Source organism: Oceanospirillum sediminis (assembly GCF_014164585.1).
Classification (GTDB): domain Bacteria; phylum Pseudomonadota; class Gammaproteobacteria; order Pseudomonadales; family Halomonadaceae; genus Oceanospirillum; species Oceanospirillum sediminis.
Genome location: NZ_JACJFM010000017.1, coordinates 1 through 22856 on the forward strand (window position 1 = coordinate 1; position 22856 = coordinate 22856).

General features: G+C 47.3%; 18 protein-coding genes. 9 read left to right on the top strand and 9 right to left on the bottom strand.

Going from position 1 to position 22856, the window contains the following annotated elements; genetic code table 11:
• Nucleotides 1-153 precede the first annotated feature (153 nt).
• The 6 genes from H4O21_RS13395 to H4O21_RS13420 form a co-directional block, all read right to left on the bottom strand.
• Nucleotides 154-3339, bottom strand: a complete 3186-nt coding sequence (locus H4O21_RS13395) for an efflux RND transporter permease subunit (RefSeq protein WP_182809386.1) — start codon at nucleotides 3337-3339, stop codon at nucleotides 154-156.
• 2 nt (nucleotides 3340-3341) lie between these two features.
• On the bottom strand, nucleotides 3342-4442 hold the full coding sequence (locus H4O21_RS13400; RefSeq protein ID WP_182809387.1) for an efflux RND transporter periplasmic adaptor subunit: 1101 nt from the start codon (nucleotides 4440-4442) through the stop codon (nucleotides 3342-3344).
• 280 nt (nucleotides 4443-4722) lie between these two features.
• Nucleotides 4723-5478, bottom strand: coding sequence for a MipA/OmpV family protein (locus H4O21_RS13405; RefSeq protein WP_182809388.1), 756 nt, complete (start codon nucleotides 5476-5478; stop codon nucleotides 4723-4725).
• Nucleotides 5479-5599: 121 nt separating this feature from the next.
• Nucleotides 5600-6901, bottom strand: a complete 1302-nt coding sequence (locus tag H4O21_RS13410) for an ATP-binding protein (RefSeq protein ID WP_182809389.1) — start codon at nucleotides 6899-6901, stop codon at nucleotides 5600-5602.
• Nucleotides 6902-7003: 102 nt separating this feature from the next.
• Nucleotides 7004-7714, bottom strand: coding sequence for a response regulator (locus H4O21_RS13415; RefSeq protein WP_182809390.1), 711 nt, complete (start codon nucleotides 7712-7714; stop codon nucleotides 7004-7006).
• Nucleotides 7715-7964: 250 nt separating this feature from the next.
• On the bottom strand, nucleotides 7965-8495 hold the full coding sequence (locus H4O21_RS13420) for a MerR family transcriptional regulator (protein ID WP_182809391.1): 531 nt from the start codon (nucleotides 8493-8495) through the stop codon (nucleotides 7965-7967).
• 100 nt (nucleotides 8496-8595) lie between these two features.
• Between H4O21_RS13420 and hmuQ the strand changes: the two genes are divergently transcribed.
• A complete protein-coding gene (gene hmuQ, locus H4O21_RS13425) occupies nucleotides 8596-8898 on the top strand; it encodes a heme-degrading protein HmuQ (RefSeq protein WP_182809392.1) in 303 nt (100 codons plus the stop codon).
• Nucleotides 8899-8999: 101 nt separating this feature from the next.
• Here the strand turns inward: hmuQ and H4O21_RS13430 are convergent, their stop codons facing one another.
• Entirely contained in the window at nucleotides 9000-9941 is a 942-nt protein-coding gene (locus H4O21_RS13430) for a DMT family transporter (protein ID WP_182809393.1), read from the bottom strand.
• Between the two features lie 278 nt (nucleotides 9942-10219).
• Between H4O21_RS13430 and yegD the strand changes: the two genes are divergently transcribed.
• A complete protein-coding gene (gene yegD, locus H4O21_RS13435; protein ID WP_182809394.1) occupies nucleotides 10220-11572 on the top strand; it encodes a molecular chaperone in 1353 nt (450 codons plus the stop codon).
• Between the two features lie 129 nt (nucleotides 11573-11701).
• On the opposite strand, the gene H4O21_RS13440 is transcribed toward yegD, so the two are convergent.
• Nucleotides 11702-12352, bottom strand: a complete 651-nt coding sequence (locus tag H4O21_RS13440) for a hypothetical protein (RefSeq protein ID WP_182809395.1) — start codon at nucleotides 12350-12352, stop codon at nucleotides 11702-11704.
• Nucleotides 12353-12710: 358 nt separating this feature from the next.
• Here H4O21_RS13440 and H4O21_RS13445 point away from each other — a divergent pair, with 358 nt between their 5' ends.
• The 7 genes from H4O21_RS13445 to H4O21_RS13475 all read left to right on the top strand — a co-directional run bounded on the left by H4O21_RS13445 (nucleotide 12711) and on the right by H4O21_RS13475 (nucleotide 21691).
• Nucleotides 12711-14054 carry an NAD(P)/FAD-dependent oxidoreductase gene (locus H4O21_RS13445; protein ID WP_182809396.1) on the top strand — a complete coding sequence of 448 codons (1344 nt, stop codon included), beginning with the start codon at nucleotides 12711-12713 and terminating at the stop codon, nucleotides 14052-14054.
• A gap of 296 nt (nucleotides 14055-14350) precedes the next feature.
• Nucleotides 14351-15334: a LysR family transcriptional regulator gene (locus H4O21_RS13450; protein ID WP_182809397.1), complete on the top strand. Its 984-nt coding sequence runs from the start codon at nucleotides 14351-14353 to the stop codon at nucleotides 15332-15334.
• A 325-nt stretch (nucleotides 15335-15659) separates the two neighbouring features.
• On the top strand, nucleotides 15660-16607 hold the full coding sequence (locus H4O21_RS13455; protein WP_182809398.1) for a tripartite tricarboxylate transporter substrate binding protein: 948 nt from the start codon (nucleotides 15660-15662) through the stop codon (nucleotides 16605-16607).
• 73 nt (nucleotides 16608-16680) lie between these two features.
• The gene (locus H4O21_RS13460) at nucleotides 16681-17334 is read left to right on the top strand and encodes a hypothetical protein (RefSeq protein WP_255487304.1); all 654 of its coding nucleotides are present in this window, start codon (nucleotides 16681-16683) and stop codon (nucleotides 17332-17334) included.
• 14 nt (nucleotides 17335-17348) lie between these two features.
• Nucleotides 17349-18839, top strand: a complete 1491-nt coding sequence (locus H4O21_RS13465; RefSeq protein WP_182809399.1) for a tripartite tricarboxylate transporter permease — start codon at nucleotides 17349-17351, stop codon at nucleotides 18837-18839.
• A 718-nt stretch (nucleotides 18840-19557) separates the two neighbouring features.
• The gene (locus H4O21_RS13470; protein WP_182809400.1) at nucleotides 19558-20634 is read left to right on the top strand and encodes a putative phage abortive infection protein; all 1077 of its coding nucleotides are present in this window, start codon (nucleotides 19558-19560) and stop codon (nucleotides 20632-20634) included.
• Nucleotides 20635-20821: 187 nt separating this feature from the next.
• A complete protein-coding gene (locus tag H4O21_RS13475) occupies nucleotides 20822-21691 on the top strand; it encodes an AraC family transcriptional regulator (protein ID WP_220495660.1) in 870 nt (289 codons plus the stop codon).
• Between the two features lie 95 nt (nucleotides 21692-21786).
• On the opposite strand, the gene trhO is transcribed toward H4O21_RS13475, so the two are convergent.
• The gene (gene trhO / locus H4O21_RS13480; protein WP_182809401.1) at nucleotides 21787-22773 is read right to left on the bottom strand and encodes an oxygen-dependent tRNA uridine(34) hydroxylase TrhO; all 987 of its coding nucleotides are present in this window, start codon (nucleotides 22771-22773) and stop codon (nucleotides 21787-21789) included.
• Nucleotides 22774-22856: the final 83 nt, after the last annotated feature.

Consider the following 22856-nt stretch of genomic DNA (forward strand, 5'->3'; position numbering starts at 1 on the left):
CAAAGAACTTTATCAATATGATTTACCTGATTGGCAGTCCAATAGAGGTACAGGTTCAATCAGGTAAATCCACATGAAACGTCGAAGAACCGAAAAACAGCAAACCCGGCCTCTGGGACCGGGTTTTACTAACAGATATGATTGTGAGCTATATCAGGAGGCTTCTGAGGTACTGAGAACCTGACTGGATTTCTTATCCTGCTGATCAGACTTCTTACCTTTAAAAAGCCTGCGAAGTAAACGAAACAGCCAGTTGTTTGCAAAGCCTTCGCCAATCACCAGCATACAAGGTGTCAGGAACAGTGTCAGCAAGGTCGCAAAGGCCAACCCACCAGCAATTGCACTGGATAACTGAGTCCACCACTGAGTAGACGGAGCCCCTATACCCAGAGAGTGCTCAACCAGATTAACATTAACTCCCAGCACCATAGGCATCAGCCCCAGAATGGTTGTCGTTGCAGTCAATAGCACTGGCCGAAGTCTGATAGAGCCAGTTTCCAGTGCTGCATCAAACGCGGACAAGCCATCTTGGCGCATATGGTTATAGGTATCAATCAGAACAATATTGTTGTTTACCACAATACCGGCCAGAGCAATAATCCCCATACCGACCATCACAACACCAAAAGCCTGACCTGTTACCAGCAGCCCCAACAGCACGCCTGCAGTAGAAAATACAATGGCGGAAAGTACCAGAAGTGTCTGATAGAAACTGTTGAATTGAATAATCAGAATCAGCATCATCAGCAGAATCGCGATGACAAAAGCACTGGCCAGGAAAACCATAGATTCCTGTTGATCCGCATCTTCACCACCAAACTGAACTTTTACTGTATCTGGCAGCTCGTTCAGACGAACTTTCAGAACTCCCAGGCGCTCATCGACCTGATAACCTTCTGCCACATCCCCCTCAATCGTAATGGTTCTCTGTCCATCCAGACGACGTAACACCCCTGTTTTAGGCACAGGTGTCAGCGTCACGAAGTTACTGAGAGGAACCAATCCAGCCGGTGTATTCAGAGTCTGACGATTCAACTGATCCAGTGTTCGGGCATATTCTGGCAGACGAACCCGGATATCTACTTCATCACTGGCATCTTCCGGACGATAGGTTGCCAGCTTTAAGCCATTACTCACCAGTTGTACCGCATTACCCACACTGGCAACAGTGGCACCATAACGAGCCGCCTGAGCACGATTAACCTCAAAGCGCCATTCAATACCCGGTAATGCCCGGTTATCATTAACATCAGAAAAGCCACCCAGCTCATCCATAATATCCCTGACTTGCTGTACGGCGCGGTTAATCTCAGCGGGTGCAGCACCACTGACCTGAACCTCAACAGGCTTACCGCCAGAGGGACCATCTTCCTGTTTGCGGAATTCAAGTATCAACCCCGGAATATCCCGGGTACGTTCTTTCATTTCCGCCATGATTACACTGGCAGGCCGGCGCTCTTCCCAGTCAATAAACTGGAACTGGATCACACCGATAACATCAGCTCCCAGCTGGCCATCTGTACCATCAAATGAACGGGCGTAAAGTGCTTCAACTTCAGGCATGCCATACAAACGGGATTCAACCCGACGCAGCAACTCATCCTTTTCATACACAGAAAAATCACCCAGGGTACGAATCTGCACCTGAGCAGATTCGGGTTCAACATCGGGGAAGAACTCAACACCATAATTATTCTGGGCATAGAACCAGTAGATACCCGCCATAATTAACATTAATCCCGTAAACGTCGTACCGGGCCAGCTTAACATTCCTCTGAGTACAGCCCGGTAACCACGTCCTGCCAGAGATGGCTGCTCCACTGACGTCTGATCATTTTCTGCCTCTGTTTTTTTACTGGATTCGGTACGCTCTTTTCGCCCAATAACCTTTCCCATTACAGGCAGAAATACCAGCGCCATAGCCAGAGAGGCAAACAGACAGATCATTACTGTTGCGGGCAGATATTTCATAAACTCGCCCATCACGCCAGGCCAGAACAGCAGAGGAAGAAAGACCATAATAGTCGTCATTGTAGAAGCGATAATCGGCCAGGCCATTCGACTAGCCGCCTGCGCCCAGGCCTCCTGACGACTCATGCCTTCAGACTGATTCCGATCTGCCAGCTCTGAAACCACAATCGCACCATCAACCAGCATCCCTGCAACCAGAATCAGAGAGAAGAGCACAATCATATTCATGGTAAAGCCCAGCCCCCAGACCACCAGAATGCCAGTCAGAAAGGCTCCGGGAATCGTCAGCCCCACCAACAATGCCGGTTTGGTCCCCATAGCAAACAGCATAATGATCAGCACCAGAATGACCGCAGTCAGTACGTTATTCAGCAGATCTGATAACATATTACGCACTTCAGAGGACTGGTCCATAATAAAACGGACATCCAGATCGGCAGGTAACTGATCACTGGCAATATCCAACAGAGCTTTTACTTTCTCTGTGGTCATTATGATATTCGCACCCGCCCGCTTGGATATTTCCAGTACAACACCCGGCTGCCCATTAATGCGGGCAAAGCCTTTAGGATCAGTAAAGGTCCGGCGAATCATAGCCACATCCTGAAAAGTCACGACGGTATCGCCATCAACCTTCACCGGCATATTCATCACATCATCCAGCCCTTCAATGACTCCGGGGATTTTAAGTGTCATTCGCCCGGCACCTGAATCCAGGCTGCCAGCAGCGACCAGCTGGTTGTTACTGGTCACCAGGTTATACAGATCGGTATAGTCCAGGTTGTAGCTGTCCATTGCCTGCGGATCGACAATAATTTCCAGTAAATCCTCACGATCACCGCCAATATCCACTTCCAGTACTTCAGGAATACCTTCAATTTCCTGCTTCAGGCGACGGGCAATAAACACCAGATCCGCTTCACTAAGCGGACCGGATAACCCTACTGATAATACCGGAAACAGCGCTACATTAATCTCATGAACCGCGGGCTCATCAGCTTCTTCCGGCAGTTTGGCTTTTGCGTTATCTACTTTTTCCCTGACATCCTGCAATGCCGTTTTAGGGTCAAAACCAGCATCAAACTCCAGAGTAACCGAAGAGTGCCCCTCCCCTGCCACTGACGTCATTTTTTTCACACCAGCCAGAGATCTCAACTCCTGTTCCATTGGTCGAACCAGCAAGCGTTCAGCATCTTCCGGGCTGATACCGCTAAGGCTCATGGAAACATAAATAACAGGAATAGTGACATCCGGGTTAGATTCTTTCGGAATCACCTGATAGGCGGAGAAGCCGCCGATAATCAGCATCATGAGGATAAAAAGTGTTGCCCGGCTACGATCCATGGCAGCGCGAATTAAGGCTGTCATATTCAGTTACCTCCGGCAGAAGCCGTGTCAGCCAGAGCCGGACTAACCTGTTGCCCGTGCTCAACAAAGCCACCACCCACCGAGATCACACGTGTCTTTTCAGGCAGACCACCAATCCAGGCACCATCTGTTCCGGTACTAAGCAACTCTACCTTCTGAAATACAACCCGATCTGCGGCATCAACCCACTTCACACCCAGCTGGCCTTTATCATCCAGACTTAACAGAGCCGGGGATACTTTATGAGCACGGATACTGCCCAGGTTGATGACCAGAGTGGCACTGGCACCCGCAATACGCAGCTGCTCAGGGTTTTCAACCATCACTTCGACCCGAAAGCTCCGGGTACTGGTTTCAGCAGCACTGGCAACAAAACTGACCACTCCCTCCAGTTCCCGGCCATCCAGCAATACAACCCTGGTCGTCTGCCCTACTGAAACTTCAGCAATATGTTGCTGAGGTATCTGAGCCGTTACTTTCAGCTTATCGATATTGACCAACCTGCCCCAGCTATCTCCGGATGACAGAAATTGCCCCAGCTCGGCATCATTTTTATCCAGCACACCGGCAAAAGGTGCTACAGGTGCCGCATGTTTCAGGTTTTCTTTTGCCGACACCAAAGATGCTCTGGCATTTTCCAGCTCACTTTGAAGCCTAAGAACTTCTGTCTCTGTCTGCAGATTCGTACGCTTCAGCCGTTTTGCTGCTTCCAGCTCAGCCTTTTTCAAACGAACCTCAGCTTCTGCACTACGCAGCCGGGCCTTAAATTCAGAGTCAGACAATTTCAGCAGCAGGTCGCCTGCTTCCAGGCTATGCCCTTGTTCAACAGGCAGTTCGCGAACCGTGCCTGAAACCTGAGCTCTTAGCTCAACACTGCGCCAGGCTTCAATCTGCCCCTGTGCTACTCTTTGCTTATCATAAGACTGCGCCTGAATAATACGGGTCTCCACCTGGGTTAATGCTGACACCGATACAGCATTATCTTCTGCATCCGGAGCTTCTTTTTGTGCAGACAACACTTCTGCGGTCATTCCCCAGTATATAAGACCAGCAACAGCCGCTACTGCAACGATCCGGGAAAACCTAATCTTTGAGGAAATCATACCTGTACCATATGCGCAGACGTTGCTGCGAAGAACGAAAAGAATATAGATGTAATACTCTAAATATTACCAAAAACCCATTACAGCAGTCACTTCTGCAAACATATAAAGCCTGTTAACACCGATTATAACTACTGAATAAAAACCAGTCCCCGTTCAAAAATATCCTGACGCGATGACCTGATAACAGACTGATCAGCTTAATCTATAGTGGTGGGCGTGATCAGTCCGGGCCAGGTACTTTTTACGATAATCTTTGCACCTGGGTATTTTTAATACCTCAGAAGGTATAGGTTGTGATCAGGCTGGTACTCCAGATTTTATCTTTACGTACAATCGGAGAATCGGAAATGCCATCACCCAGCCAGGTGTAAGTGTTCGCATTAATAATGTTCCAATGATCTGTGATCGGAATGATAAAGCTGACACCCAGTGTTGTATTTACTGTGCCATCGCCTTTGTAAGCGGCGCGATCAGCCGTAGCTTCTTTATCCTTTACGCCGAAGTAATAGTCGACATAATCTTCACTCTGATAGCTTACCCCGGCAGATGGAGATACCAGCAGATACGGGTGCACAGGTAAGGTGATTTCATAGCCCAGATCCAGTTGCTGGCCTTTATGGGTATCAGATACATCCTGACGCACCATAGCAGAGAAAGACCCCATACCCGTTTCCCAGGCGATTCCTGCACCAATATCAACACCATCATGACGACGTGACATACCTTTCAGACCGTCAGCATCACTGCTTTTGTAGCTGTTACCGGATACACCCAGACCTGCACTAATTGCAAACTGGCCATCTTCGGCTTCGGTCAGACGATATATAATGCCCTCTCCGCTGATGCTTAACGGGCCGTTCTCATAAGAGATAACAGGGAATGCAAAATCCTCTGTATCCTGCCCTTTGTATAAACCATCGTGTACTCCGCCGCCTACCCCCAGAGTCAGCGTTCCTTCATCCAGCATGTCTGCTGTGACGTGAGCAGAAGAGATGACAGAGCAACACAGTGCCGTAAAAACAAGCTGTTTCATAACTAATCCTGATTAATCAATCCCGGAATTAAGTCTGAAACAGGCATCATTAGAATAAAAGCTCGTATGTGTATGAGTATGTAATACTGCAATAACATGCCATGACATCACTCCGACTACTTCAGACATCCTCCTGCAGATCTGCAGGCAGCACCAGCATAATACGGGCTCCTCCAAGATCAGAATCTGATATCTCCAGACGGCCTTTGTGCAGTAAGGCAATTTCCCGACAGATCGACAATCCAAGACCATAGCCACCTGAAGAACGATTTCTGGAACGATCCAGACGTTCAAAAGGTTCCAGTACCCTTTCACGGTCCGACTCAGGAATACCCGGCCCATCGTCGTCAACGGCGATGATGACGTGACGCCCCGAACGATAACAGGATACCTCCACAGTAGTCTGAGCATACGTTGCGGCATTACCGGTCAGATTACTTAAAGCCCGCCGAACAAGATCAACATCCAGGTTGATACAGATAGCAACAGCATTTTCTGCAGGAAATAAAATTTGCTTCGGACAGGCTCTGGCGAAAAAATCTGTCTGCTGCCGCAGCCAGCTATTCAGTTCGGTACTTTGTAAAGAAACAGACTGCCGCCCTGATTCCATTCGGGCATAGCTCAGCAACTCATCAACCAGAGTATCCAGTTCTTCCAGATCTTCATCCATACTGACAACAAAAGCATCAATCTCTTCCTCCGACATATTGGGAAATAGTAACTCCAGCTGACAACGTAAACGGAAAACCGGTGTTCTTAATTCGTGAGCAACGGCATTAGTCAGACGTTTATGACTGGAGATCAGCACCTCCAGCCGCTCTGCCATATGATTAAAAGCTTTATTCAGATGACCTACATCCTGAAAAAAACCCTCAGGCGCTCTGGCTGACAGATTACCTTCTGCCAATTGCTGTGCCACCAGTTGTAGCTTCATCAGTTTGCGATGAAAGCGCCACAACCAGAGTGCCAGAGCAATTGCAATAATGATAAAAAGACCAAAGCGAACAAAGAAAATAGCTACTTCAGATTCCTGCCAGTAATCACTGCTATCATCATAACGAACCCTGACGACGGCTCCGGGCGTTGTTTCAGCAATGAAAAATTCATCATAAGGCGTTCCCTGCTGACTTCTGGCCAGAGAACCCTGTTTATGAAGTTGCTGTTTTTCTTCATCAGACAAGAAATCATCAACGTTAACCGGTTCGATTTTCATCAGATTGATTCTTGCCGCAGTATTAAGTGCTTCCAGCCAGGCCTGTTCACCTTCCATCTCATAAATCATACCGGATAAAGCGGTATAGCCCTGAAGAATCCTGCGGGATTCTATCTGCTCCCGTTCGCCATACAGATAGACCATCGTGACCCAGAACAGCAGAATCGCTGCAATAAGACCGGCATACAAAGAAATAAAAATACGGGCCATGTCTTCCCCATCAGAGAATAAAAAGAAAGAAAACGGGAAGGTATGGGCAAAGACTTTAGCAGTACCAGCTATTAAAAATGCTTACACTGAACCCTATCGCGTTTACCAGCTATCTGTTGCCAGCATATAACCTTTCCCACGTACAGTGATGATATGTTTCGGCCTTGAAGAACTATCTCCCAGCTTTTTGCGTAAGCTGACAATTCGATTATCAATGGTTCTGTCCAGGCCATCATACTCAATGCCCCGGGTTTTCCTGACCAGTTCATCTCTTGATAAAGGCTGATCTCCGTGACAGGCCAGCAGCCAGAGCAGATCAAACTCTCCGGATGTCAGAGCGACCTCTTCTCCGTGGAGTAAACAAACCTGTTGTTTTCTTCTCAGCTCCAGAGAACCTATTAACAGGCTTTTCTGGGATTCATCACCGTGATTGCCAGGCTGAGATTCCTGCTCTTTGCGCCTGAGCAGCATACGAATTCTGGCCAGTAAGACTCTGGGCTGCAGCGGCTTGCAGACAAAGTCATCCGCTCCCATTTCAAGAGCCGCAACCTGATCCATATCATCGTCACTGGCAGTCAGAAACAGTATTTTTCCAGCATAATCTGAACGTATATGACGACAGATACTCAGCCCGTCCATACCGGGTAACATCAGATCCAGAATAATGATATCCGGCTCAATATTTTCCAGTAGTGCAATGGCATCTTCACCTGTCAGCGCGATATCAACATCAAAACCATTGCGGGTAAAATAAGCCTTAAGAATTTCGGCAAGTTTTTTATCATCCTCAACCAGCAGGATTTTCTGCACCACATTTCTCCCCTGAAAACCACCTGCCAGTCTGCTGTAGCAAGCGGAGATTATCGTAAAGCTGCCGAGCCCTGGCAGTATAGAAATGTATGAAAGTGTATAGCAGACACATAGCAAGTCATGATGCTATATGAACAGAAAAGGTTTATCAGCCTCAATTCACTGATATATGTACAGTAGATTTAATTTCAGCCGTCAGATAATAGCTCCGGAGACTGCTTTAATTTCAAAGCGCAAACACTGAAGACGCTGGCTATCCTTCACGGGACCAGGCTCTGATCTGCGTAATTTCTTCAGCATCGATATTCAGAGACTCCAGAAACTTCTGATGCTCTTCTGGCCGGCTTAATTCAAACTGACGATGCCAGTTATGCATATCATCATCAGTGAGCCCTGCATCGCGCATGATCTGCGTCCAGCCTTCTTTACTGATCATTTTTTGTTCCAGTAACTCTGGACATCCCATAAATTGAACAATGGCTTTTTGTTGTAGTCTGAGCTGCTGAATTTCCTGCTCCAGAGCATTAAACTGAGCCATCAGAATACTTTCTTGAGCCACGGTGTCATTCTGTGGTCTGTCCAGTAAATCAGTCAGTTGCGCAACAGAGACACCAAAGGAGCGATAAGCCAGTATTTTTTCTAACCGGGCCTCTTTTTCAGGACCATACCAGCGATAACCATTATCTGAACGCCGGGAAGGCACTAACACACCTTCTCGTTCGTAATAGAGTAGTGTGGTTCTTGATAGCGCAAATTTCTTTGCCAGTTGGGATATTGTGATCATAGGCATCCTTTACAGGCTATAAAACCAGTGCATCAGACAACGATATTAAGTAAATTTTTGCTCATAACTTATTCAAATAACATAAAAAATTGAGGTAAAGATGTTTATTGCAATGAACCGTTTCAAAATCAAACCAGGCCATGAGCAGGAATTTATCGAGATCTGGAAAGGACGTGATTCCTACCTGGAAACCGTACCAGGTTTTAAGAACTTTAATCTTCTTCAGGGCGCAAGTACTGATGAATACACTCTGTTCTCTTCTCATGCCAGCTGGGAGTCCCGCGAAGCGTTTGAGAACTGGACTAAATCGGAAGCTTTCAGAAAAGCCCATGCTAATGCCGGATCCCGTAAAGAAATTTACATGGGACCGCCTCAGCTGGAATGCTTCGAATCTGTGCTGTAACGCAGTAATCCCGAACCGGAATATGAGCAAAACATCTCATATCGCGGGCTTTTACCCGGGTGCTATTTATAAGCACCCGGTTATCAATTAATCATTTTCTATCAGACAGGCGGCTGATTCGAGCTGAACCTGCGGACAGATAAAAACGTCATCAACAAAGGCAGTATCGCACTGGTAAAAATGATCAGTACTCCCAATACCGCTAACGTGTCCGGAGTCTCAGCAAATAACCAGTAACCCAGCGCCAGAGAATAAACAATTTTGGCGTACTCCACATTCGCAATAACATTCGCTTCTGCCAGTTTATAAGCCGTGATGCCAATCCACTGAGCAACAGAAGAAATAACTCCAACCAGAATTAACAGCATCAGTTCATATAAAGTCGGCCATTGCCAGCTCATAAGGCTGGGAAGTAAAGCGATCAAACCAACAAATACAGCCTGATAACTCAGCAAAACAACTCGGGGTTCTGTTTGAGCCATTTTTCGAACACAAACCACGGCAACAGCAGCACCTGAAGCAGCAATCAGACCTGTCAGGGTATACACAGCACTCTGATTAAACTCTGGTTGTACCACTAATATCACACCTGCAAAACCGATCAATATAGTTAACAATCTGGATAGCCCGACCGCCTCAGACAGAAATAACCGTGAGATGACTGCCACAAACAGTACCTGAGTAAATCCCAGTGCCGTTGCGTCTGCCAGGGGGATATGGCTGACAGTGACAAACCCCAGGTAGAGTGCCAGAAATGCGCCGAAGATACGCAGGAAGTGTAATTTGACCTGCCGGGGCTTTAACAATATATCGATCGAAGCTTTAACGGATGGAAGTAATAGCACAATAAAGACCAGCTGGCGGAACAACAGAATCTGAAACAGATCAATGCGTTCACTTAATATCCTGACCAGAACCCCCACCAGTACAAACAAACCGGTAGATATTAATGCCAGCAAAATCCCTTGTATCTTTACCGGAATCACATGATTAATGCGTTGTTCCAGCCGCTTTAAAACTAGCTCTCTGGTGAGTACTGACATGAACCTGACCTCATTTCTTCACAAAAAGCCATCATCAAGCCGTCACCTGTAGACGGGTCAAGCGCCTTTGATTCAGTTGTAGTCAGGTTGCCAGCTTGCCGATATGAAAATGCGGACTGAGATCTGGACGCACAATGTCACTTCATTCATTTTAAAGTCCCGCTTTTCTGGTATCCTTGCGCGCTTTGCCTGAAATCCGGGCAAACGGTAAGTGTGTCGATAACGTTCTGATTCACTCAGTGAAATAAACAGCAGGTAAGCAGGCGATAGGTAAAAAAATGGCCATTGGTTTTGATTTTGGTACAGCAACATGTTCAGTCGCTCATGTGGTCAATAATGAGGTACAGGCAATTCCTCTGAATGGCGATGAGCTGTTAATTCCGTCAACACTGTGTGCACCTAACCGTGAGACCGTATCAGAATACCTGTACCGCCACTGGGACATTAAGCCAATTGGTGCTGTCAGCGAAGGATTGTTGAGAAGCTCAATTAACACCAATCGATACGAAGGTTTTGATGTGCTGAGGGATGACTTACGCTTTGGTAAACAGGCGACAGATCTGTATCTGGAAGATCCCACTGATTTTTATTACGTCAAATCGCCAAAATCTTTCCTGGGAATGCTGGGGCTGGATGAGATCCGTTATGCCATTTTTGAAGATATTGTCTGTGCCATGATGGCGAACGTTAAACAGCGCACAGAGTTATCCTTACAGCAGGAAGTTGATTCCGCGGTGATTGGTCGCCCGGTCACCTTTCATAACCGGGGCGGTGAAAAATCGAATCAGCAGGCAATCAATATCCTGCACAAAGCTGCAACCCGGGCCGGTTTTAAACATATTGAGTTTCAGTTTGAACCTGTGGCTGCCGGGCTTGAATATGAAGCCAGCCTGACATCTGATCAGAACGTCCTGATTGTGGATATTGGCGGCGGTACATCTGATTGCTCTCTGATTCGTATGGGGCCTGACTGGGTGGGTAAGCATGAACGCTCTGAAACCCTTCTGGGCCACACAGGCAGTTTTACCGGTGGTAATGATCTGGATATCCATCTGGCAAATAAGAACTTTATGTCCGAGTTTGGCAAAGACACTGAGACGCGCTCAGGGCTGCCAGTCCCTAATATGCCGTTCTGGGAATCGATTGCGATCAATGATGTTGAAGCTCAGAGGCGATTCTATGCCCGGAATAATATCCATGAGCTGAAGCAGATTCAGCAAACGGCTCAACAACCGGATAAGCTTCAGCGTCTGATTGAGGTGCATGAAAATACACTGGGTTACAGCCTGGTTGCAGAAGCCGAACAAGCTAAAATAGCGCTTTCCAGTGCAGATCACTATCAGGCCTGTATCGATTTGCCATCCGGCCCACTAGATATTCCGGTCACCACTGAAGCAATGGAACGGGCAGTCAGTACTCCGGTCAGGCGAATTAAAAAGCTGGTTGAAGAGACTATTGCTCAGGCTGCAGTTAAACCGGATGTCATTTATATTACAGGCGGATCATCACGTTCGCCGGTACTAAGAAGTGCTGTGCAATCGGCAGCAGGCGACATTCCCATGGCTAACGGTGATTACTTTGGTTCAGTCACGGCGGGGCTGGCTCGGTGGGCTGAGTTGTGTTTCAGATAAGCTTTTTTACTAAGCATCTGAGCAAAAATTATTCTGCAAGAAACTGAAGCATTCTCCAATCTATGGCTGGAGAATGCTTCATATTCACTGATGGCAAAGATCTGTGCTGATGACGGTTTTCAGCATAAATCAGCTCTTGCAGTAAGGCAGATCTCTGGTGGCCAGAGCAATACGCTGTTTTTTTCCTTCATCACGGAATGGGCTCCAGTATCTGGCGGCCCCCAGCCACGACCCACTAAAAAACAACCATCCGGTATTACCGGATACAACCTTGTCCCTCTGACCTACCCAGCGATTCAGAATACGTACGCCACAACTGATGTTGGTTTTAGGGTCATGTAACTGCTGAGGGTTCGTTAGTCCACACTGGTAGCCGTTACCGCTTTCAATAGATATCTGTAACAACCCCCGGCTGATGACTGGCCGACCTTGAGCATCGTTAAAACGTTCCTGATACCAGACCTGATTTTTATGGTTGCTTTCGAAATAAGATAAGCTGGAGATAAACCTGTTCCAGAACTGCATTCTTTCCCATCGGGTCGCATCAGCATAAGCCGGACAATACATTTCGATATCATCAGGCACTGTTTTTAACAGATCACGACCATGCTTCTGTAAAGCTTCTTCAGTATAACTTTTGAGTTGTCCGGGGTTGTCGTATCCCTGCCAGTTTGAAATAGGCTCTTTGTTCAGACCCGATAGCTTCGGACTACTGCTACAGGCGACAATCAATAGCGACAAAACAGAGATTACAGAAATCCGGGCCAGACAATTATTCATACCATCTCTCAGCGAGTTAAAAAGCACTACTTGTAACAAGCCCCTGACCTTATAGCAAGAAACAACCCGGACTCATCTGATTTTCCCCGAAAGAACATTTTAATGTCCCGGATACGTTAACTCTCCATATAAATGCACTCATTCTGAGTGCAGCATAAGTGGCTATTTCTGGCCATTATAAGAGTTACTAATAGTGGTTATATCTGCTTGTTGGCTGTCAGGGAATTATCAAGAATAGTCTGAAGAAACCGCTTCAGACTGGTGAGTCAGAAGTGAATTATTTATCTGATAACACCCGTTGTGTATTCGAATGTCGTTATCACATCAGGTTCCTGTAAGTCTTAATAAGGATAACACTATGGCTTTTCCAACCCATTCCCCCTACGTCATTATTGGTGCAGGTATTCATGGCCTGAGTACGGCTTATCATCTGGCTCTGCAGTTAAAAGCTCAGGGTAAAGGCAGTGGCAGCGATATTCTGGTGATTGATAAATCAGGTATCAGTGCTGGCGCTACAGGCATTGCCTGCGGTGTTATCCGCAACAACTACTACCAGCCAGCAATGCGGGAACTGATGGCCCACAGCGTTAAGGTATGGGAAAGCGATCCTGAAGCATACAGCTACCACCCTGTGGGCTACATGCAGATCAGTCCTGAGTCGATGCATGAAGATGTTGCTTCTATCTATGAACAGCAGCAGGCTATCGGTTATGAGTCTCGCTTCATCGAAGGCGAAAAAGACTGTATGAACTACATGAAGGATATCTTCCACGACTGGCAGGCTCAGGGCATCACTTCGGTACTGCATGAAATGCCTGGCGGTTATGCGAACAATACGAAAGCCATGTATGGCCTGGCTGGTAAAGCAGAAGCAGAAGGTGTTCGTATCATGTCCGGCGTGGAAGTCACCGGCTTTAAACAAGCCACGGATGGTGCGATCACCGCTGTAGAAACCAATCGCGGTACGATTGAAACTGACTATCTTGTGATAGGTGCAGGTCCCTGGGTAAAAACCTTCTGGGATATGCTGGATATGCCCAATACCGTGGATATCAAAAATCCGGCAGATGGCACTATCGCAACGGATATCCCTATGTGGGTGTACTGGTCTCTGCAGGAAGGTACTCTGGGCGTGGATCCGAAAATGCAGGTCACCAATGATGGCAAGATGCCACCTGTTATTCATGTCGACTCTAATGCACCACTGTTGTCGGATGAAGATGGTTCTCTGATCACAGACGAGATGTGGGGTATTTACTACAAACCTGATTTCCACTTTGGTGGTGTTCAGGGTGGCGCAGCGCCCTTTATTGTTGATAAACCGGCGGATAAAGTTCAGGTTGATCCGTATGGCCCTGAATCACCGGAGTTTATTGTCGGCCCTGAGTTTGCTCATATGTGGGTATCCGCACTGGCGCACTGTCAGAAACGTTTCTCCGGTACTATTGTGAAGTACAAGGACGAGCCATCCGGTGGTATCGGCTGCTTTACTCCGGATAGCTTCCCGGTATTTGATACCGTACGCAAAAACTGTTTTGTGATTGCAGACTCTAACCACGGCTATAAAATGCTGGGAGTCGGTAAACTTGTGGCAGAAGAGATCTGTGGTGCTAAACCTGCTCTGCTGGAACCATTCCGTTTATCCCGCTTTGCTGAAGGTAAACTGCATCCGGTTTCTAACAGCCCGTTTCCATGGAGTTAAGCGGTTATTTCAGACTTCAATCTACTTGCCTTGCGCTGAACACCTGAACAAAAGCGCCATATGGCCATGCCATCTATTACTGTTATTACGCGGAATATCTCGGGAACGCTTTTGTTCAGTATTGGGCAGATTCCGATCTGCCTCCTTTTCTTTATTCCGGTTATGATTTCTTTTCAGCATGAGTAATGTATGCTGCGGATTTAATCCTTCGGACAGTGCTTGTAATGACTCTCTGATACTGTCCCGCAGACTCTGTCTTTGCTGATTTCACAGGTTATTGATTATCACAGGAGAGCATGATGCTGAAGCCAGAAAAATCAGTTGAGTTCAGTGCATTGCGCATTCTGCTGACAGTGGCAGAGTCTGAAACCCTGACTCAGGCAGGGGAAAAGCTGCACATCACTCAGTCTGCCGTTTCACAGGCTATGAAACAACTGGAAAGTCAGCTGGGCACCGAGTTAGTGGTACGACGTTCCCGCCCGTTAAAATTAACGCCCGGTGGCAGGGTACTACGTCGCTATGCTCGTAAACTGTTCGCCGATATGCAGCGGATGCATGCGGATGTACAGATGGCTTCTGGGCATAGTCTGAGCAAATTACGGCTGGGCATGATCGATTCTTTTGCAGACGCTGCAGGGCAACAGATTCTGGAAATGCTGATGCCGGTAGCGGATCAGCTGACGCTTCGCACCGGTCTGGTTGCTCCGTTGAAAGAAGCCCTGCTGGAGCGGGATATTGATATGCTGCTGACCAGCGACCCTATGCAGGATCATCCTGAACTGATCATGCAGCCCATATTGCGAGACCCTTTTGTTTTGCTGGTGGCTGAACATCATACTCAGCTATCCGGTAGTACCGTCTCTGAACTGGTTCAATCGCTGCCTTTTATCGCGTATAACCGCCAGCTCAGGCTAGGCAGCCTGACTCAGTTAATTGCCCGTCGTATCGGTGTTGAATTACCGATCCGTTTTGAACTGGATAACACCACCACTCTGCTGCGTTTTGTCCAACAGGGTCATGGCTGGGCGTTTGCGCCTGCGACCTGCCTGCTACAGAATCAGGCTCTGCTACAGGGTGTCAGAGTATTACCCATTGAGCAGGGCAATCATGCCCGTTATATCGGCTTATTATTCCGCCGTGGAGAGTTCGGAGATCTGCCTCAGCAAGTGGTGCAGATCTGTCAGGATATTTACACTCAACAGCTGGTTCCTCAACTTCCGGCTTTTGCACCCTGGTTGCAGGAGCAGGCCTATGCCATTGATGAGCTTCCACCTCTATAGAGACGTCACTTTCCTCTCCTTACATCTGCTATTACTGCGTAATATTTTGTCCTCATAGCATTCATCGGAGTTAATCCTCTGAGTATTGTTTCTGTACCTCTGTTTTGACCGGATCAACCCTATGGTTGATTACCTTTATCTGACAAATCCGTTGCAATAGAACTCCGTTCACCCGACATCAAGAAATCGGATTCGGATAAATCTGCTTTGCTCTACTCAATCGCACCGAATCATTTATCAGAGTAAAACAAGAATTTTTACTAAAAAAACAACGCATTCACTCAGTAAACAGGCATAGCCAATAAATAAAAACAGAGGTAATCCTATGAGAAAAATAAAAAAAGTTCTGATCGCTGCAGCGATGGTTGCTGCCCCTCTTCTGACCAGCCATGCAGTTGCTGCAGAATATCCTAATCGTCCGGTTAAGTTTGTTGTCCCCTGGCCTCCCGGTGATCTGGAAGATGTTCTGACTCGTCTGATTGCTGAAGAGATGTCACGGGAGACAGGCAAACCCGCTTCGGTACTGAATAAACCCGGCGGCGGCGGTGTACTGGGTGCCAGCAGTGTTGCCCGTGCACGGGCTGATGGCCTGACAATCGGCTCTTTTGTAGCCGATCTGGTAACCACTCAGCTGGTATCGGGTAATGCGCCCTATGATCAGGATACGTTTGAACCGGTAGGCATCTTCCTGGATTATCCATTTGTTATCGCCACAAAAGCCGATGCCCCTTATAGCAATCTGCAGGAGCTGGCTGAATACTCTAAGAGCAATAAAGTCTCGCTGGGTCATTTTGGCTATCAGGCTCTGCCAACAGCAATTACCTTCAAAGCGGCAGAAGCTGCAGGTATTCACTTCTCGTCTGATGCCCCATTTGACAGTAATGACTGCTCAACACTGGCCAATGGCGATGCCGATGTCATTAACACCACAACTCAGCAGATTCTGGCCTGCATTAAATCTGGCGAAGTAAAACTGCTGACCTCTCTGACCAATGAGCGTCTGAGCATTGCACCTCAGATACCAACGTTGCAGGAAGAAACAGGTATCGCCCAGACAACCTGGAATGGTCTGTTCGTGAAGAAGGGTACACCTCAGGCAGTGAAAGATAAGATTGCCTCTATTGCCCAGAAAGCTCTTAAATCTAAAAAGGTTCAGCAACTGGTTGAAAATACCGGTGCAGCGGTATTCTGGATACCGGAAAGCAGCGCTAAGAACATGATCAGCAATGACTACAAAGAAGCAGAAAGCCTGCTGAAGTTCATGCAGAAGTAAACCCCTGGTTAACCGCAAGAATCCCGACTGCAGTAGCGCTATGCTGCTGCAGCCGTCAATCAGGATATTTATTATGAATGCAGAAAACACTCCGGGCACCCGTGAGAGTCAGGGCTTAAATCCATTATCGGCAGCCAGCACGCAGGACGCATTTCAAAAGTCGGCTTATCATCCGGACACCACAGAGCAGGATGTACAGCAGGCTATTAAGGAAACACGCAGCAACAGTGTGTACTGGTTAATACTGCTGGCCGGTCTGGTACTGATGGCCAGCGTGCCGGAACAGGCCGGATGGATCGATACCAAACGAGGCTGGTTTACGCAGCCAATGGTGGGGTCTGTTCTGGGGTTAGGCGCTATGGTGCTGTTTGCCGCCTGGAAGGTACTTTTTTCCTGCCGGATCAGAAGCCTGAATCCGGGCTATCTGCTGGAAGCCGCTTTTATCAGCGCAGGACGTTACCGGGTTGCCATTATTACCAGTGGCCTGTTTTTCCTCTACATCAATACACTGTCTGTGATTGGTTTCGTACCTGCTACTCTGGCCTTCGTCACCCTGTTGCTCTGGCTGGCCCGTTTACTGGACCGCTTCTGGTTTTCAGTATCTGTTTTTGCTCTGTTTGTCATTGTACTGATTTTCCGGGTTGGCCTGAGTCTGTGGCTGCCGGATGTCTGGTTATACGAATTTCTGCCTGAGCACTGGGCAATCTTCGCCAATCAGTATCTATAACAAGGTGATTTGCGATGGAAACTTTATTACTCGGATTATCTGAAGTTGGTACCAGCAGCGTGCTGCTTGCCATTCTTATCGGTGCCCTGATCGGTGTCACTATTGGCTCTATTCCCGGACTGGAACCCGCCGGGGTGATCTCCATTCTATTACCACTGAGTTTTTCAATGGAGCCACTGGCAGGGGTGATGCTTTTGGTGGGCGTTTATGGCGGTGCCTGGTACGGAGGTGCTATCCCTGCCATTCTGATGAATACTCCGGGTACCCCGGTAGCGGTTCTGACGACTTATGACGGCTACCCTATGGCGCAAAGGGGGGAGGGCAAGCGGGCATTATCCATTGCTTATACCTCTTCATTTGTTGGCGGCATTATCAGTGTGACCTCTCTGGTTCTGCTGGCACCTATGCTGGCCCAGGTGGCCCGTCTGTTCGGTTCAGCAGAATTTGCCATGCTGGCAGCTCTGGGCATGATTTTTGTGGTACTGGCTCACCGCAAACATACTCTGGAAGCGGCAATGATGCTGGGGTTTGGTTTTTTTCTGGGCACGATAGGTATTGACCGCTCGTATAACACGCAGAACTTTACCTTTGGTCAGGAGTGGTTGCTGGGAGGTATCCCGTTAGTACCTGCCGTTATCGGCTTATTTGCCATGTCACAGGCTTTTGTGCTGTTATCTCAGAAAGGCCAGGATGCCCATATCACTAAGCTGGAAGGCAGCGGATTTTTCTCCGGTATGATGGAAATTGTACATCATAAAGTCACCGTAGCCCGCTCTGCTTTTCTGGGGGTTGTGATGGGACTGTTACCAGGTGTGGGAGAGTTTGGCTCGCAGTTTTTCTCTTATACTCTGGCGCAGAAGTTCTCTAAAACACCGGATAAATTTGGTGATGGCGCTCCGGAAGGTCTGATCGCATCCGAAACATCCAATAATGCAGTGACCGCTTCTGTGATGGTGCCATTGCTGGCTTTCGGTATCCCGGCGGATGCTCTGATGGCGATGTTACTGGCTGTGTTTATGGTACATAACTATATCCCTGGCCCGACACTGTTTATGGAGCGTCCTGAATTTATCTCCGGTCTTTATATCTCCCTGTTCCTGATGAATATTGTGGTTTTCCTTTATTTATCCGTAGCCACTCGCTGGATTGTTAACCTGACCCGAATCCGTGGCCGTTTTATCGGTGCATTTATTCTGGTACTGGGTTTTATTGGCAGTTATAGCCAGAACTACCTGTTTTCAGATGCACTGATTGCACTGGGGTTTGCCATCATCGGTTATATCCTGCGACGTAATGAGATTCCAGCAGTACCCATTGTACTGGGTCTGGTACTGGGGCCGGTATTTCTGACCCGATTCCGTCAGGCTATGGGAGTTGCAGAAGGCGATCTGATGGTGTTTATCGAACGCCCGATCAGTCTGATGCTGTTTATGCTGATCGTGCTATCGATCGGATTTTATATCAGAGGCCGTCTGAAAGATGCCAGACAAGCCGCAACAGCCTGAGCCTTTACATTCTGTTCCGGTGTTTATGCATACCCTGTATACATTTTAGCAAGACCACTGCTAAGCCTTTTGGGGTCTTTGGGAAGGCCCCCTTTTTCTTCCTCTCGACAGAGAGTTCCAGGGACGACAGACCCACTTCCAATAAAAGCCCCGGAGCAAACGCGCAGAATTCAGCGTGTTAACTGTGTCAGCCATGCCATGATTCTGGCATTATCTGCCGGATCTGTCGCTTTTGCCCTACTGGTCTCTATCATCATAATCAATGCCATTCGTCGCCCTATGAAGCACTTCGGCCTCTTGCTGGAGAAACTATCTGTTAACACTCTGCTTTCTTTTAACAGACATCGAAATGCACCCGCCCCGGCTGAAAAGAAAAATACTTTTTAGCCGATGAGGAAAAGTCAGTATTGCAGACAAATTTTTGACAGCTGCCCCTATAGACTAATTGACCTTTTGAACCAGAGTGATAGGGTACGCTGATCTTTTGTTCGACCCCCTCAGATTAGTGAACTTATCCGGAATACAGCCTCTAATGAGCCCGGAGGTTTCTTTTTACACAGGGATTTACTGCAATCAGTGAATGTCCGGGAATCATAATGTCCGGGATGGGCAGGAACAATCAGAAATATTCAATTGCTGTTATGGGTATCTGGTTGATATCATTAACGGAATTTTGTTTTCGGTTTTTTATTTTTAACTTTAATTTAAGGGGGTGCCCATGGGAATTAGTAACGCTGTGCTGATCAGTGTTTACCTATTTGTTTCCATCGTAATTTTTAAATCCATTTCATCAAAAATTGACATGGTACAGTGGAAAAAGAATATTCTTGGTGGACTGATTGGTTCAATTGCGTTGTTCCTGTACAGCCTGCATTTCGAAAGCAGCAGCAGTGCGGAGTTTTTCTATCTGGCTATCAGCTCAATTCTGTCTTTTGCTTTTGCTAAGACAATGGCTGACAAAGCGAAAAATACTTACAAGCCATTTCTGGATCAGAACCTGACCAACGTCACTGATAATGACGGTGCCAGAAACCTGATTGAGAAAACTGTTGCTCTGACAGTATTCATTGCGCCATTCCTGTTCATGGTGAATTTCTTCATGCAGGTTCTGGCGATGGTTTTCAAAGGCGGCGACGCTTCTGTTATTGCTCACATGGGTACCTTTGGTGACTTCCTGGGCGGTACTTTAGGTCCTGTTCTGATGTTTGCTACTTTTGTTGCTCTGCTGGCGACAATTGTTCTGCAGCTGAAAGAAAACAAAGAAACCCGTGAAGAGCTGAAAAAATCTTCTGGTGCTCAGGTTTCTCAATCTGAAGCTCTGGAAAAATCTCAGTTTGAATCAACTTTCTTTGCTCTGCTGGACCAGCATAACAATGCTCTGGAAAAACTGCAGGCAGCTAAGCTGACTCATGTTTCCAAGCACGTGTTTGCAGCCAAGTCTCTGGATGAAGCAAAGCAGAAACTGGAAGAAAATGAGCGTTTCAGTGGCCAGTACCTGCGTGTACTGCAGCAACTGCTGAAGTTTGTTGACAGCAATGCGACAAACAAACAGATGTATGCTGATCTGGTTCGTTCATTCGTTGGCTATGAAGCGGCACAGCTGGTAGCTGTTCATGCTTATGGCGATGATGACTACAAGCAACTGCTGGAAGAATATGCATTCCTGCAGCAGATGCCATTTGATGGTGCAGGCAATCAGGATGCACTGTTAAATGAACTGGCTGAAGATTACTTCCAGCCTGCTGCATTTGGCCGTACAGAAGCTTCTGTTGAAGAAGTTGCTACCGAGCAGTAATAATGCGTTATCAGCCCACCCTTGCGGTGGGCTGATATTCTCCTGATCCTTTTCTTTTCTCTTTTCTCTTTTCTCTTTTCTCTTTTCTCTTTTCCAGCCAACTTAGCAGGATTTGTTAAATCCACGGGTGTTACTCTGTAAATGTTCCCGGGAATAACTGAATCACAATAGATGGAAGGAGCTTACTGTGCCTGTTAGTTCGCAAGTTCGTTACCAACAGCGTCTGGAAAAGCTGATTGACTATATATGGAACCATTCGGAGCAACCATTAGACCTCAATCAGATGGCTGATATAGCCTGTATTTCACCCTACCACCTGCATCGTATCTATAACGCGATATTTGGTGAAAGTCTGGTCAGTACAGTTAAACGATTGCGTTTACATAAAGCGGCAGGGTATCTGGCAAACAGCGATCTTGCGGTAAAAGATATTGCTGTGCGATCCGGTTACAGTAGTTTGCAGTCATTCTCTCGTGCATTCAGTGAAGCCTACGGTATGCCTCCTGCCCGTTATCGGCGTGAAGGCAGCCACAAACAATTCAGTATGACACTTATGCCGTCACTGGCCGAGGAAAGCAGTATGCATGATGTAAGAGTTGAGAATATTCCGGGAATCAACTTAATGGGACTGGAGCATAAAGGAGATTATATGGATATTGGCCAGTCTTTTGAAAAGCTGTTTGGCTGGTTAGGGATGAGAGGCCTTGCAAATGCTGAAATGCGTTGTATTGGTATCTACTTTGATGACCCTGACGCTGTACCCAAAGAAGAGCTTCGATCTGCTGCCTGTGCAGGTTTTCCGGCTCTGGAGCAGACCACCCCAGAATCGCCTTATAGCAAAGTCGATGTTCAGGGAGGAGAATACGCTATTCTTCGCTTTAAAGGGCCTTATGCCAACATGCACAGCGCCTATCAATGGTTCTATGGGCAATGGTTACCGCAATCTGGCCGGGAAGCCTGCGATCAGCCTGTCTTTGAAGAGTATCTGAACAACCCCCGTGAAGTGGCTCCTGATGATCTGATCACTGATATTTATATGCCCCTGAAACCGTTATAAATCACCAGACTGTATCCCGCTGTTTTTTAAAAACACATCTTTCCTCTCCGACCTGCGGACGGAGAGGAAAAAGACTGACTGGATACCGCGACAGATCAGAACTGGCCGGAACGAGTTCTTTGCGCTTCTTTTTGTTGACGCTTCAGCTCACGGTTTCTGGCTGCATGGGTCTTTGCCTGACCACCGACATGCTCCATGCCCTGAGCTCTGGCCAGTTGAATCTGCTTTTCCCGATCCCGAAAACGCTCCAGCTGAGCATCACTATGGGTGCCATAACATTTTGGACAGCTGACACCTGCCTCATACTGCTCCGACTGTTTATCCTGTTCTGAGATAGGTAAACGACAGGCATTGCACATATCGTACTGACCTTTTTCCAGATCATGATTGACGGCTACCCGACCATCAAAAACGTAGCATTCACCTTGCCACATAGATTCTTCCTGAGGCACTTCTTCCAGATACTTCAGGATGCCACCTTCCAAATGGAATACTTCATCAAAGCCCTGTTCTTTCAGGTAAGCGGTTGATTTCTCACAACGAATACCACCGGTGCAGAACATAGCAACTTTTTTATGCTTTTCCGGGTCCAGATTCTCTTTCACATAATCCGGAAACTCACGGAAAGTCTTAGTATCCGGATTGACAGCATTTCTGAATGTGCCTATCTCAACCTCGTAGTCGTTACGGGTGTCTACCAGCAAAACGTCCGGATCACTGATCAGCGCATTCCAGTCTTCAGGTTTAACATAAGTACCTGTGACGTGGCGAGGATCGATACCTTCAACCCCCATAGTCACAATCTCTTTTTTCAGTTTAACCTTGGTGCGGTTGAAAGGATTGTGCTCGTTATAGGATTCTTTGGTGACAATATCTGACAGGCGAGGATCATTGGCCAGCCAGGATAAAACCGCAGAAATACCTTCGGCCGGGCCAGCAATAGTACCGTTGATACCTTCAGAAGCCAGTAGCAGGGTACCTTTTACATCATTCTTCAGCATCTGTTGCTGCAGAGGCTCACGGATCGTCTCAAAATCATCAAGACGGACAAATTTATACAAAGCACAAACAGTAATCATCATCTCTCCTGCTAAACGAAGCGTAAATTCGTCGCAATAATCTGCACAGGTAACGTGCAGCTGAGGAGTATTTTAATGACTCAAAT